Origin of the sequence: Terribacillus sp. DMT04 (genome assembly GCF_019056395.1) — a bacterium.
In the GTDB taxonomy this organism is placed as follows: domain Bacteria; phylum Bacillota; class Bacilli; order Bacillales; family Amphibacillaceae; genus Terribacillus; species Terribacillus aidingensis_A.
On the sequence record NZ_CP077640.1, the window covers coordinates 22,004 to 36,017 of the forward strand.

Here is a 14,014-nt window from a genome sequence, read left to right on the forward strand (position 1 = left end):
ATAACATCAGTACTTTTCAGTATTAATTATACTTTTCAATCCAATTAACGATACGGGTACTTGTTTGTCCATCCCCGTAGGGATTCTTTGCTTTTGCAGTTTGATTATAGAGTGAGGGGTCGATTAGTTGTTTATGTATTGCATCTATAATGGGTGCACTTTCTGTACCAGCAAGAATCAAAGTTCCAGCTTCCATGCCTTCAGTTCGTTCTGTAGAATTTCTTACTACGATAACAGGGATATCAAAAGCAGGTGCTTCTTCTTGTATTCCGCCAGAGTCCGTGACAACCATATATGACTGCTTCATCAAAACGGAAAATGATACATAATCCATTGGTTCTACCACATGTACTTGTTTGTGATTTAATAGTCTTTTTATTTGACGCTGGACATTTGGATTGGGATGAGCTGGAAAAACAACCTCAACATCCTTATGCAGATTTACAATTTCTAAGATTGCATTATAAATCTTATTCATATGCTCGAAGTTTTCTCTTCTATGGGTAGTCAACAACAATATCTTCTTTTTGAAGTTCAGATAGGGGTGAATTTCATATACAGAACTATTTGTTTGTTGCTGAATGTAATGTAATGCATCAATGACAGGGTTTCCTACAACTTGGATCTTACTTTCCAATATGTTCTCTGCGAGTAAGTTTTCTTTATTTTTTTGCGTGGGTGCAAAATGGTAAGTTGCCAAGCGTGTAACTAGTTGGCGATATGCTTCCTCAGGGAAAGGAGAATAGATATCATTAGTACGTAGCCCGGCCTCAATATGAACTATAGGAACCTTGTGGTGAAATGAAGAAAAGGCAGCAGCAAAAGTAGATGCAGTATCCCCAACTATAAAAACAAGGTCGGGCTTGATGCTATCTAAGGTCTGTGAAATCGCCGAAATTGCTTTACTAACAAATTGATCGGCACGTTGATTTTTGGACATAAGCTTTAAATTATAATCAGATTCTAAAGAAAATAATTGTAGTGTATCATTTATAAGCTTTTCGTGTTGTCCTGTATTTATTAATACAGTTTCATGCTTAGTTTCTTTTCTAATAGCTTGAATAACGGGGGCGAGTTTAATGCCTTCCGGACGAGTACCAAGTATAAAAGCAATTTTCATAGTTAGTCACCTCTTCCTACATAAGTTCTAAGCCTATAATATTACCGTTACTTTCAATAAATCTTACGACCATTGAGTTGTTACCCCATTCTTGTAACTGGTTTTGAACAACTGCTTTAAATTGATAATTAAGTGTTTGTTGATCAGTAGAGGTAATGTTATTACTATGTCTTCTTTGATGGTATAAGGGAACATCAATCCAAGAAAATTCACAGACGGAAGCTAATTTTAAAAACATCATGTAATCATCAGCCAGTAAAGGCTCACCGTTTAGTTCCGCCTTCCAACCACCTAACTGTTCCAAAGTAGACATTCTATACATACGAGGACAATGTGTCGCAAATTTCTCCATGACATCGTATTTATCCTTATACTTTATACCTTTAACAATAGGGCCTTCCTCTAACCCCGATTCTGTTTGATACCATAATTTACGATTTGCATAAAGTAAACCAACGTTTTGATTTATAGAATTAAATTGTTGATGCATAATTTCGACAGCTTTATTGTCTAGCCAATCGTCACCATCTAACTCCAAGACATATTTACCAAGAACATATTCAAGTCCTATGTTAAGTGCCTCGGCCTTCACTCTAGCAGATACATGTATTGGTATAATACGAGAATCACTGAAGCTTGTAATTTTCTGAAGTGTACCATCTGTTGATCCTACGTCTATAACAACAATATGGATGTTTTGATGCGATTGATTTAAGACACTCTGAATACATTGTTCTATATATTCTTCATGGTTTTTGGCAGTAATGATTACTGTAACATCCGGAATATCTTGTTTGAGACGCCGATGGTGTAGACTTGCTTTCATGGCCTGTAAGTATAGGTCTTGTTGACCTGTCAGAGTAGTTAGAGAGAATTTCCCATTGAGACGATACTCCATTAGGGATTTCGGAATAAGTTGAATTTCACCTTGATCTAAAAGTCTAATCCAAAATTCATAGTCTGATACAACACCAAATTGAGTACTGTATCCACCAGCTCTCTCGTATGCATCTCTCTTAAAAATAAAAGATGCTCCTATAAAAGAGAGAGAGAGAATTGAACTTTTCTCCTTATTCATTAGTTTTTCCATGATAGTGTACCAGTTATCTTCATCAACAAATTTGATCCCGTCTTGATTTATGGGCAAGTAATAGGAATAAAGCAGAACCACATCTTCAGTTGTTTTCTGAATATACTCAGAAAAAGTGCTTAGAAAACTAGGGTCTTGTCGATTATCTATTGAAATCCAAGTAAGATATGGGCAGTCCGTCAAATAAGAAAAACCTTCATCTAATGAGAATGCTATTCCCATGTTTTTCTCTCTATTTATTATTCGATAAGGAATAGTTAAAATATCTACAGCTTTATAAACATGCTCGACAGTTTGTTGATTAGCGCCATCAAGTACAATAATCAATTTGAAATCACGGTGGATTTGTTGTTCAATGGCCTGCATACATTCGTAAATGTATAATACTTCAACATTATATACAGGTAAAACTACACCTATAGTCATTAACTCCCTCCTCCTAAATAGCAATATATGATTGAATTTTAAATTTATGTATCAATCCAATTAAAGGCATTTTAGAGTGGAAACTAAAATAATAATAAATAGAAGGAGGGGGAATTGGATGAAGCTTACAGAGATACAAAAGACCTATGATCATGTCATTAGCCTAGGTTACTGGTGCGATGGCGCATCTCAATTAAGAAATAAAAATCTAAGAAGAGAAGCATTTCCTTTTGATTGGATGTTAACACCCTCATTAGGGAGTATATCTTCCTTAATAAGGACTGACTTTAAGGACTACATGACTATGGAGAACCTTATTGCAATTGGTCAGAGTAATATCTTAGTGGATATGGATGTTATCGACGAAAAAAATATCACACAAGTAGTCTATGACAAGAAGTATCATATTGCTTCCGTTCACGATATTCCACTAGCATCAGAGGAAGAGTGGCCATATCTTTACAAGGAATACATACTAAAAGTTCAAAGGAGAGTTGATCGATTCACGCGTGTCTTATCATCCAACGATACAATTCTTTTTATTCGAGTTAGTGGAAACACAGGTGAAGTTGCCAGACTAATACAAGCACTTGATGACAAATCAAAAGGGCCATATACACTACTAATTATTAACCCAACTGATGAAGTGGAAACTATTTTCGAGGAGAATATACCTGAACTCAAAAATGTATGTTTCGTAAATGTGCCTTTAAAGTACAATGATACTTTCCTAGATATTCTTACAATCAAAAGAATAGATCAGACTTATTGGGACTCCATTTTAAATGGTATAACCCTATCCTAAATAAGCTGAAGTAATGGGTTAGGAGCTTTAGTAACATGGGTTGCTTTAGTCTTATCACTTTTTAGAGCGTGGGGATCTAGCGAACTATGACTGAGCAAACTAAGTAAAAAGAAGCCCTCTGGGGGCTTTAGTTGAATAATTAAATTAAATTGGACCACACATATTAGACATATATAATATGTGTGGTCCTTTTAATATCAACTGTTTCACTTATCCAACCTAAATATAACATTGGTTGTACAAGTATATGCAAGATAATGATAACGACGGTATGGTAGGCGAGTAAGCCGCTAGATTTAATAGAGATAACAAAAAGGACTAATCACTGCTTCAGCGATTAGTCCTTTTTGTTATTTCCTGCCCACATTTTAATGAGTCGCTTAATGGGTTTGCGACCCCTCTTTATAACCCGTCAATAGTGGTGACGGCTCCTGTCTTATAACCCCGCTTCAGGAACTAGCGGCACTCTTTAAGTTGGCATACACTTAGAAACAAGCTAACACTAGGTTTTTCAAGGAACACAAACTTACGCAGAAAGTTTCTATAAAGCAGTGTACTGTATTTTGAGTATATTTTCCAGTTATTTATCCACTTTTCAGGTTATCCCAACAAACAAATGAAGGTATTCGTAAATATCCTTTGCTGGTTAGATTACGGTACTTTACAGTTGCCTGCAGCACCGGATCCAGTTGGATGAAATCTTTTGTATCCTTAACAATGTACTTCTGATATTCTTCGTATAATCTTTTCTTATCATTCGTACTCATGAATTCTAAAATCCCAGCTGAAGTTCCATCTTTAAGGACATTAGGACACCAAATTTCCCTTTGCGAAGTCCTGTAAAATAAACCTCTTCAAATTGATAATTTATCACCTTTAACCAATTAGGTGATCTTGTGCCAGGCTTATATATAGAATCAGCCTTTTTTAAAACGATACCTTCAAGCGCTTGAGATTTTATTAACTTGAACAACTCAGCACCTAGACCTTCAAAATGCTGGACATATACAAACCTGTCATCTGCCGGCAGCACTTCCTGCAGCAACATCTTCCGATCGAACAAAGGCTTAAACATTACATTGGTTCCTTTATAGTAAAGAATATCAAATACACAGTACTGCACGTGATAATCTGTCTTACTAGAAAGAAAACGGGCCATCATTGCTTCAAAATTCGGCTTATCTTCTTCTCCTGGAACAATAATCTCCCCATCCAGGACAGTACCATCTGGGATATCTATATCCAGCACCTCTTTGAAGCGGCTGGTTACTTCATTATTGTGTCGCGTATAGAGTTTTACGACCCCATTCCATTTGGAAAGGGTTAAGCGTATACCGTCATATTTTAATTCGCTTAGGTATTCACCATCTGAGAATGCTTCGTCTGCTTTGTGCAATAACATCGGTGAAATGTACATATACAAAACCCCCCATTATATTCTAATAGGGGGTGAGCTTAATGTATCTAGTTGGTTAAAGGTAAATCAGGAAAATATGAGTACAAATGCTGGTCAGTCTAGATCTTATTAGAGATCTGTTAATTTGATAGAGTGCGGTGTAATGCCTTTATCATAGGCAGTTTCTTTGCTGCTAACCATACCAAGTGCACCGCTAACTAAGATTGTGGTAATCAATGCTACAACAAACAATTTCTCTTTCAAAAGAATCACCTCATTGTTTAATTTTTCTTCTCCATTATAGCAAGGGCGATTTTATTATAGTAATTTGCATCCTCAAAATTTGAAATACTTTCATAATGATTGGCCAACAATTTTGCGTAAACCGGAATATCATGATCCTTTTTATTATCCAGGAAGTAATGAACCGCTTGAGAGAGTATTTCCTCAAATTCACCAACTTCAAAGTGTGTGACTAATAATACGTTATAACGATGAATGAAGTCTTGGTTTTGTAGCTTTGTAGCCAACTGAAGACCCTCAGCTACATGATTGCTTGCTTCTTGCAGTTTACCGTTTTGAATGAGACTTTCGGTGAGATGGTAAAGAGACTCCAGCAGAAATGGCGGTTCTGCCGCAATTACCTGGTTAAAATATCGAATAGCAGCTTCATACATTCTCTGCTTTTTGTATAATAACGCGAGGTTATGATAAGCAATATGCTGATACGTATCCAGCTTTAACTCCATATAATGCTTCAAGCCGCTATGGATATATTCTTCAGCTAGTTCATAAAATCCAATGTCTGTATAATTAAGTCCTAATGAAATCTCTGCATGGGCCAGCTGCTCCTTGAATACAGGCAGCTCTTTATAAAGATGATAAGCTTTTTCCAAATGGAAGAGGGACTTAGAGTTTAGGTCCATATGGTAATAGACAGTTCCCATCTCATACCGGTAGTCAGCTTCATCTGCTTGATCGGTGAAGTGTCTACTCAACTCTTCAGCAAGTTCATATTCCTTTAAGGCAGCAGAGAATTCATGCTTTCTATCATAGTACATACCTAAGAAGTAGTGGAAGTAAAATCGGAGCGGATCTGCGGCATTATCTATATCCTTCCGCAGCTCTTTCAATATGCTGAAAGCAGTTTCCCTTTCATTGCATAATAAATGATAGCGGCTGCGCATTAGGTTATAAAAGATATTATCCGGCTTATCTAACCCTGTCACCAAGTCTTCCAGCTCAACTAAAAATGCCTTGGAAGCATCTTTTTTCTTTTGTTTGATAAGCATGTGCCAAATGTGAACGCGTTCTTGGAATTCTTCTGTAGTGATAGTGTTTATCTCTTTCATATTATACTCCTCTTATAAGAATCGACATTGAAAGCATAATTTTATGATACCACTTATAAATTAGGCAAAAGTTGGGAAAGTGTAGTACTATAAGCGACGTTAATGTGGTAATTACACACCTGAATTTCTAAATTAAAGATACCGCGTATAGCTTTGGCTATTCATACAATCATGGTATGATAAATTACAATTACAAGCGGAACGGAGAGATCAGTATGGAGCGTATGAACGCTACTCAATTAGAGCAATATCAGTCGTTGAAGAACTCCTTGCTGGAGGCAACAAGTCAATCAGAGGTCAGATACTTTGAGAAGAAAATTCATGTATTATTAGATCAGTTAGGTGTTCCTAAATAAAAAGAGAGCGGGACAAAACCCCAAAAAATGAGAAATTAAAATGAGGCAGGCGTCTCCGAGAATTCGGAGATGCCTGCCTCATCTTTTTATCGTTAATTTACTGTTTATAGAAGCAAAAAAAGGACCCCTCTGATAGAATTAAGTTACGACACAAAACACAAAAGAGGAGGGTCCTTATGTTTAAACATTATACCATGTGTGAAGTCGTTTTACCTCTAGATTTGGAAAGAAAATTACCTGAAAATGATATTGCTTTTACCGTTAACCATTTAGTAGAAAGTATTCCAGACGAAGCTTTTGACGGTTTCCGTCGGGAAACCGGACACCCTGCTTATCACCCTCGCATGATGATGAAGATTATTTTATGTGCCTATACGCAATCCGTTTTCTCGGGCCGTAAAATTGAGTCATTACTTCAAGACAGCGTACGCATGATGTGGCTTGCCCAAGATTATCAGCCCAGCTATCGCACCATCAACCGATTCCGTGTGAACCCTCACGTAAAAGAACTCTTACGCCAGTGCTTTGTCCAATTTCGCAGCCAGCTGGTTCAAGAAAAAGTCATTGAAGAAGAAGCCATTTTTATTGATGGCACCAAAATCGAAGCAAATGCCAACAAGTTTACTTTTGTATGGCGGAAGTCCACTGAGAAATACAGTACGCAATTGGTGGAAAGATCGGCTCAGATGTATGAAGAACTGTTGGAGCAGGAAATTATCCCCGCAATCGAGCTGGAGAACCCCGAAGCCCTATCGGGCGAAGAGTTAACAAAAGTAGCAGAAAAACTGGACGAAAAGGTGCAGGAATACGATCGCCGCATAGAAGCAAGTGATGATACTGCCGAACGCAAGCAGCTTCGTTCCGAACGTAAAGCACCAAAACAGTACCGAAAGCAAGTCAATGATTTCATTAAACGGAAATCAAAATATCAGGTCGACATGGAAATCTTCGGAGACAGAAATAGCTACTCCAAAACTGACCATGGTGCCACTTTTATGCGCATGAAAGATGATTATATGAAAAATGGCCAACTTAAACCTGGGTACAATGTGCAGCTGGCTACTGAAGGTCAATATGCCCTGGCCTATGATGTGTTCCCGAATCCTACGGATACGCGAACTTTCATCCCTTTCCTTGATAAGATTGAACGGGACTTTTTTGAGCTGCCCGACTATATTGTCGCGGATGCCGGATATGGCAGTGAGCAAAATTATGATGATGTGGTAAATAATCGGAAGCGCATCCCTCTCATCACCTATAATCACTACCGAAAAGAAAAGCAAAAGAAATATAAACAAGATCCTTACCAAGTAGCTCACTGGGATTATGATGCCGAAGGCGACTTTTTCACTTGCCCGAATAACCGGAAATTAGCGTTTCGGTACCTATCCGAAAGATGCGACAAATTTGGATTCAAGCGTCATTATCGCGTGTATGAATGTGACGATTGTACTGCTTGTCCCTTACGTGCAGAATGTACGAAAGCGAAAGAAGGAAACAACCGGAAAATCTATTACAACGAAAGATGGGAAAAACAAAAAGCATATACCCAGCAATTACTCAGCGAAAAAGAAACAGGGAAAATTTACGGAAAACGTAAAATAGATGTCGAGCCAGTCTTCGGATTTCTGAAGGCTCATTTGTGTTTCACTCGTTTCTCGGTACGAAGTAAAGAGAAAGTGGAAAACGAATTAGGATTCGCCTTCATGGCGGTGAACATCAGGAAGTTCACCGCCAGATCAGCAAGTATAGTAAGGAATTCAAAAAATATCAGATCAAAAAAGATCTCGGTCACCATTTTCCTGGTGACCGAGATCTTTTTTGTGTCAGAGAGGAGTTATGTCCCGCTCTCTTTTTATTAATGTTTGGGGTCTTCTTTTGAGTGATTGGGCCTTATAACTATAGCAAGAATAAAGAATGCTATAGCAATGCCAAATCCAATTAGATACTCCCGCATAACGATTCCAATGAACAAGATACTGAGCGCCATTAATACAAATGAAAGCTTACTAATTATGTTCCTCATAATTCTATTCTAACATTCTTCAAGGCAATCAAACACGGCATTTGCTCCTATTATTCCGGCTGAATTTACACAAGCATAACATGCAGTTCCCGCTGTCGCTGGTACTCCTGCAGTACAGGATACACCGCACAGGATGCCTAATGCAGTTAGAGCCCATTTGCTAATCTCTTTTTCAGCGAGACAATCATTCATACATCCTGTCCATCCTTGTGTTGACATAGTAGGTTCTTCTTCTGTTGATAAATTACTGATATCAATAACTTCGTCCTTATCAAGTTGACCATCAACCCATGATTTTGCAATACCACGATCTCCGCTTGCATTCTTATGAAGATCTACTTCATAAGTCTTAAAAACGGAGTCTTTATCACTATTGAAGACTACATTTAGCATACTTACTTCTTCCATACTTTCTTCATCAGCATATGTGAATGCAACGCTATACTGGATTGTCCCATCACTATACTCAATACCTCTTACTCTCGGATTATCAAATATCTTATCGTTTCCGGAATGATGTTTGACTTCACCAGATTCAATTAGTTTCTTAGCTTTATCCAAAAGCGATTTCTCATCTTCTTCTGATACATCAAAGCTTTGCTCGTTGATGTATTCTGCCATATCACGGACTTCTTCTTTAGCAGCATCTGCATTAGGAGTTGCAGTTGTAGGAGTCGCTGCTTGAACACCTGATACTGATGCGAAGTTAAAAATCAACAAGGCTGCAATGGCGACGAGCATCAGTACATGTCGGGACGTAAAGTTCTTCAAAAAAATTCTCCTCTCATGATTGGGTTCCACTAAACCCTACAACAAATCCCAATAAAAGTCATAAAAAATCAAAAAAATGGTAAATAATGAACCTTTATGTAAATTATCGTCGGTATTTTAGTCTCACATTAATTATATATACTAGTCTTTTCTATATAGTCGCTTTTGCTTATAAATGACTACAAATAACTATCTCTTTAATATTTAAGGAGTAAAGTCTTTCGAAATTAGTAAAATACTAGTAAAATAAAAATTGTAAGTTTAATTATTCTCTTTTTTTGCAACCGCGTTATATGGTTAGCTGTATACAAAACAAATTTCAAGCGATCTTTGGATCGATGTTTAAGCTTTTTTGCTTATGCATCCTTCTAGATCGCTTTTTTTGTTTTGCAGAAAGGAGGGGGCTTAAATGATCAAATTAGTACTAATGGCAGGAATTATAGGCGGTGTAACCGGTGTTATATCTCATCTATTGAGAAACGGTAGAGTCCTAATTTATCCAAAAAGAAAACAGAGACCGAAAGGATTATATCTCGGGTTTATTGCTGATTTTCTGTTTGGATCCGCTGCAGCTATTTTTGCTGTAACATACCTGGTTTCTGACTCATTTGATGTAAAAACTATAGTAGGCATTTCTATCTTAGCTGGACTTAGTGCGGAGAATATCCTTTTACAAAAGGAATTGGACACCGAGCGGACAAAGATAGAGAGTATGGACAGGATTAACGATCGATTAAGTAAATAAAGGGAGAGTTGAACATTGGTGAATAAAGATCTTAATCGACGCGATAAGCAGAAGTTAAGAGAGTTAATGGAGAAACTTCGGAACGCAAGTACTGTAAGGGAAATTGTTCAGTATGAGAATCAAATTAACAGTCTGCTGGACCAATCAAGTACTAGGAAATTCAGAGTTAGAAAGGCTTACTTTGAAACTCCTACATACAACAAGGTTAAAATTAATAACAATCTTGAAAGAGTTTAAGAAGAAGGCGGCTACTTGTTAGCTGCTTTTTTTTTATTGAGAAGATGAAAGCATAAGTGAGCGCCATATAATCTCTTTTAATCTGTCAATTGAAGGAATAACATAAGGTATGATTTCTAAGTTAATTCTCTTTTTATACAAATTACATACAATACCAAATCAAAATATAGTATAATCCTAGTAAATACATATGTTAGGGAAAAGCCCGATTATTGCATTATATTTAATGCATTAATCGGGCTTTTTTCTATCTGTTAGGAGAGAAATAATGAAAAAGCTGAAAGTTATAGTTATGATTCTGATGGCAAGTGTCCTATGCGTAGCGTGTTCTTCTAAAGAGAAGGAGGAACAAACTGCAGAAGCGGCTGCCGGCCAAGCGGAGGTTGAGTATGGAAAACACCTTGGACAGGTATTTACGACCTCAGAGAAGCTGCTATCTTCTCTTAATAGTGCTTTAGATGGCCTTTATAAGGGAACCACTTCAGAAGCGCAGCTAAAGAAGATATTATCCGATAATGTGATTGATGATTCTAGGGAACTTGTAAAAACCGTTGAATCTTTCGACGTCGACCCAAGTTTCTATGCGGTGGATCAGCTTGTAAGTGAATATATCAATATGCAGCATTATTTATTCCAGGACGCAATGGAAATGGTCAATCAAGAGAAACTGGATAAGGATAAGATACGTAAGAGTGTAGAGGAACTGAAAGCTAAGCAATCCGAGATTAATAATCAATGGCAGCAGTTATAATCCAAAAGTCACCCTTATATGGGTGATTTTTCATGATTAAAACTTACAAATAATAGTATATATTTAGTAATATTAAACTATCGTAAGAAGGGGGCACATTAGTGAGCAGGGAAGAGATAGAGATTTTTATAGTAGACCCACAACCATTATATAGAGAGGGGATAAAGTTAATATTATCTAATTGCAAAAACATAGTCATTAAAGCAGAGGGAGAGAGTATAAGGGACATAGAAGAAATAATAGATTATAGCGGCTCTCCAATAATCTTATTTGCTACTAACCATTCACGCGATCTCCAGGACATCGAAGTTATTAAGAGATATAATCCACACTTTCGGATCGTTTCGTTGTCGGAGTACATTGATGAGAATATTGTTACAGAAGCAATTAAGAAGGGTGCGGATGGATTTATCGTTAAGGATAAGGCCGGTTCGGAAGATCTTATTGCAGCAATATATTCCTTACATAATGAAGGGTGTTATTTACATCCTTGTATTACAAAGTTTGTTATAGATGAGTACAAAAAGCTTTTATTTAATACTGATAAGCATCGCTACGTTAATAGTGGTTTGTGGTCCTATCCTAACTTGACTAAAAGAGAGGAAGAGACACTCAAACTTATAGCAGAGGGGCTATCTAACAAAGATATTGGCAATAAACTGCATATTAGCGAAAAGACAGTAAAAAACCATGTAAGCAATTTAATGAGAAAATTGAATGTAAGCGATCGTACTCAAGCAATTATTCTTGCATTCAAGAATGGCTGGCTATAATAGGTTGGGTTGGTAATTAATCCTACAAAGGTAATATTAATCGTGATAAAATTAACGATAATAAATAATGAACTTAAGAGGTGACATTATATGAGTGAGCCTATCATCATAGCTATTATAGGGGCAGTTGCTACCGTGACCGCAGCTTTAATAACAAAATCAGCTGTAACCAGAAAGAAAAACAAGATTAATAAAAACACAGGAACTTTTATTGATCAGTCCGGAAATAATAATGTTGCTCACTCAGGTACTACTATCAATTACCATGGTACTGAAGGCAAGAATCGTGAATAAGAATACTATCAAACAACCTGGTAATGGAAATGTTGCTTTTCAAAATACAACAGTAAATATTTATCAATCACCAACAAAAAGACAACAACTCGAGGTAGCAAAAAGGAAAGGGGATCAAAAGGAAGTTTACGAAATTGCTAAAGAAATGTACAAAGAAGTTGATGACGCTCATCCTTTTTATCCACATTACAGATATAGATTTGATGGGGAAAAACTTAGACATGAAGCGACTAGTAGGGAAGCAGCACTAAAACACCCATTAACTTATCGGGGTAACTTCAACATCTCAAGGGATCAAATGAGAGGATTTACAAATCTGGATGACTTGTTTAATGATGCAGCATATAAGGAGTACGGTATTAAAATATCTGTATCTGAACTCAACGCCTTCATTGACGGTACAGAAGTAATAAACGACAGAGAAATTGATGAACAATGGGAATTAAAAGTTGAATCTAATTTGCCTAAAGTTAAAACTAAATTGTATTTCCTTAATGAAGATATTGAGAAATCAATACTAGACTACCTTGAAATTACTGTTGAGCATTACAATCGTAAATCCAATGTTTTAACACTCAGTAACAGAAAACAGAAAAAGATTCCAATCACTCTAACTATTACGATTTATTTAGATAATCAAATAGTACAAGGAGAACTTGTCGCAATACAAAAATGCAATCTAAAAGTAGACTTAAGAAAAGAAAATCAAGGGAATATAGCTGATACACTTCAATTTCTCAGGGTTCTTGAGAGTCTCAAAACTCAAAAGGAAATTATTTTCAAAAACTTAGAAACTAATAGCATATTTTATAAATGTGACGTACATTTTCATGGACCGTTAGAAGAGTTAAGAGAACGAATTACAGCGTTGAATAGGCTAATTGAGATCGAGAGATATTACAATGTGAGCTTTGATTTACCTGATAAGGTAAGCGAATCAGAGGAAGAAGCTATTGAAATCTTAGAAAAAAGCATGCAAAAGAAATCTATATACAAAACCATTAAAACTGTTCGATGGAAAGGAATTAATAAAGAGACAGTAGGCAATCTGATAAATGAGTGTAAGAATAAGAAAGTTTATTCTGTAGCAGAAGTTTATACAGGCCCTGAAGGAAGAATAGAACTATTTGGTGCTACAATAAAGATAAAAGAACGTATTATTTTTTATGAAAGTCTGAAGATAAAAGATTATGATAGAGTTTCAAAAAAGCTAGAGTTAATGGATGAAGAAGATACACTAACTGTGAACTTTTTGCCAGGTGATAGCAATGTCTGTAAAGACACATTCACTTTTGATGTATAATGAATTTTGTTTTGGTAGAGGAATAGACCAGAAAAATATCTGGTCTTTCATTCCACCTTAAATGTAAACCGATAAAACATCCTAGTTTACATAAGATATATTATAGGAAGTTAGTGGTTATTATTACAAAATATCTCATTAGGTTTAGTATTCTTGTATTTTGAGACAAAATCTCAAAATCAAATGTTAATAGTAATTGATTACGATTAACACAATAAAAAAGACTGCCTTTGCAGTCTTTAGATTTTAAATAATTGGCTGCTCTTTTTTATCGCTGCGTAAGCCTACCATACACAGTTCTAATAACAAATAGTGGCCAAAGTGTACCTATAACAGCAAAAGCCATAGGAACGATAATCTTATTTAACTTATTCACATTTGCCAATGAACTAATAAATTCACTTTCTTCACGTTCAAGTTCTTCTCCTTCTTCGTGCTTACCTACTACGCCATCAGCTATGCGCATTGACCATGAAGCATATAAAATTCCACATAAGATGTATATACCAATTCCTATAAGTATCCAAGATGTTATATTAGACATTCGATTTTCCGCCTTAAGATTTATT

The 14,014-nt window shown here is 36.3% G+C and carries 15 protein-coding genes; 8 read left to right on the forward strand and 7 right to left on the reverse strand.

Annotation, left to right across the window (positions count from 1 at the left end):
* Positions 1 to 22: 22 nt before the first annotated feature.
* Both wecB and KS242_RS17540 read right to left on the reverse strand, forming a co-directional pair.
* Positions 23 to 1,120: a non-hydrolyzing UDP-N-acetylglucosamine 2-epimerase gene (gene wecB, locus KS242_RS17535; protein ID WP_217324286.1), complete on the reverse strand. Its 1,098-nt coding sequence runs from the start codon at positions 1,118 to 1,120 to the stop codon at positions 23 to 25.
* Between the two features lie 16 nt (positions 1,121 to 1,136).
* Positions 1,137 to 2,636, reverse strand: coding sequence for a glycosyltransferase family 2 protein (locus KS242_RS17540; RefSeq protein ID WP_217324287.1), 1,500 nt, complete (start codon positions 2,634 to 2,636; stop codon positions 1,137 to 1,139).
* Between the two features lie 118 nt (positions 2,637 to 2,754).
* On the opposite strand from KS242_RS17540, the gene KS242_RS17545 reads away from it, so the two are divergent.
* Positions 2,755 to 3,441 (forward strand): DUF1796 family putative cysteine peptidase, encoded by a 687-nt coding sequence (locus tag KS242_RS17545; RefSeq protein WP_217324288.1) that lies wholly within the window; start codon positions 2,755 to 2,757, stop codon positions 3,439 to 3,441.
* Between the two features lie 772 nt (positions 3,442 to 4,213).
* Here the strand turns inward: KS242_RS17545 and KS242_RS17550 are convergent.
* The 3 genes from KS242_RS17550 to KS242_RS17555 form a co-directional block, all read right to left on the reverse strand.
* Positions 4,214 to 4,858, reverse strand: a complete 645-nt coding sequence (locus KS242_RS17550) for an ATP-dependent DNA ligase (RefSeq protein WP_254391901.1) — start codon at positions 4,856 to 4,858, stop codon at positions 4,214 to 4,216.
* Between the two features lie 108 nt (positions 4,859 to 4,966).
* Positions 4,967 to 5,101, reverse strand: a complete 135-nt coding sequence (locus KS242_RS18230) for a hypothetical protein (RefSeq protein WP_256444553.1) — start codon at positions 5,099 to 5,101, stop codon at positions 4,967 to 4,969.
* A gap of 17 nt (positions 5,102 to 5,118) precedes the next feature.
* Entirely contained in the window at positions 5,119 to 6,189 is a 1,071-nt protein-coding gene (locus KS242_RS17555; RefSeq protein ID WP_217324289.1) for a tetratricopeptide repeat protein, read from the reverse strand.
* Between the two features lie 215 nt (positions 6,190 to 6,404).
* On the opposite strand from KS242_RS17555, the gene KS242_RS17560 reads away from it, so the two are divergent.
* Positions 6,405 to 6,545 carry a hypothetical protein gene (locus KS242_RS17560; RefSeq protein ID WP_217324290.1) on the forward strand — a complete coding sequence of 47 codons (141 nt, stop codon included), beginning with the start codon at positions 6,405 to 6,407 and terminating at the stop codon, positions 6,543 to 6,545.
* A gap of 176 nt (positions 6,546 to 6,721) precedes the next feature.
* Positions 6,722 to 8,407, forward strand: coding sequence for an IS1182 family transposase (locus tag KS242_RS17565; protein ID WP_217324291.1), 1,686 nt, complete (start codon positions 6,722 to 6,724; stop codon positions 8,405 to 8,407).
* Positions 8,408 to 8,580: 173 nt separating this feature from the next.
* On the opposite strand, the gene KS242_RS17570 is transcribed toward KS242_RS17565, so the two are convergent.
* Positions 8,581 to 9,342, reverse strand: coding sequence for a hypothetical protein (locus tag KS242_RS17570; protein WP_217324292.1), 762 nt, complete (start codon positions 9,340 to 9,342; stop codon positions 8,581 to 8,583).
* A gap of 409 nt (positions 9,343 to 9,751) precedes the next feature.
* On the opposite strand from KS242_RS17570, the gene KS242_RS17575 reads away from it, so the two are divergent.
* The 5 genes from KS242_RS17575 (at position 9,752) to KS242_RS17595 (ending at position 13,445) form a co-directional block, all read left to right on the forward strand.
* Positions 9,752 to 10,087, forward strand: a complete 336-nt coding sequence (locus KS242_RS17575; protein WP_217324293.1) for a DUF4257 domain-containing protein — start codon at positions 9,752 to 9,754, stop codon at positions 10,085 to 10,087.
* A 505-nt stretch (positions 10,088 to 10,592) separates the two neighbouring features.
* A complete protein-coding gene (locus tag KS242_RS17580) occupies positions 10,593 to 11,075 on the forward strand; it encodes a hypothetical protein (RefSeq protein WP_217324294.1) in 483 nt (160 codons plus the stop codon).
* A 101-nt stretch (positions 11,076 to 11,176) separates the two neighbouring features.
* Complete coding sequence (locus KS242_RS17585) at positions 11,177 to 11,848, forward strand: response regulator transcription factor (protein ID WP_217324295.1); 672 nt, start codon at positions 11,177 to 11,179, stop codon at positions 11,846 to 11,848.
* Positions 11,849 to 11,938: 90 nt separating this feature from the next.
* Complete coding sequence (locus KS242_RS17590) at positions 11,939 to 12,142, forward strand: hypothetical protein (RefSeq protein WP_217324296.1); 204 nt, start codon at positions 11,939 to 11,941, stop codon at positions 12,140 to 12,142.
* Complete coding sequence (locus tag KS242_RS17595; RefSeq protein WP_217324297.1) at positions 12,135 to 13,445, forward strand: hypothetical protein; 1,311 nt, start codon at positions 12,135 to 12,137, stop codon at positions 13,443 to 13,445. The genes KS242_RS17590 and KS242_RS17595 overlap by 8 nt, the downstream gene beginning before the upstream one ends.
* A 268-nt stretch (positions 13,446 to 13,713) precedes the next feature.
* On the opposite strand, the gene KS242_RS17600 is transcribed toward KS242_RS17595, so the two are convergent.
* Positions 13,714 to 13,989, reverse strand: a complete 276-nt coding sequence (locus tag KS242_RS17600) for a hypothetical protein (protein ID WP_217324298.1) — start codon at positions 13,987 to 13,989, stop codon at positions 13,714 to 13,716.
* Positions 13,990 to 14,014 lie beyond the last annotated feature (25 nt).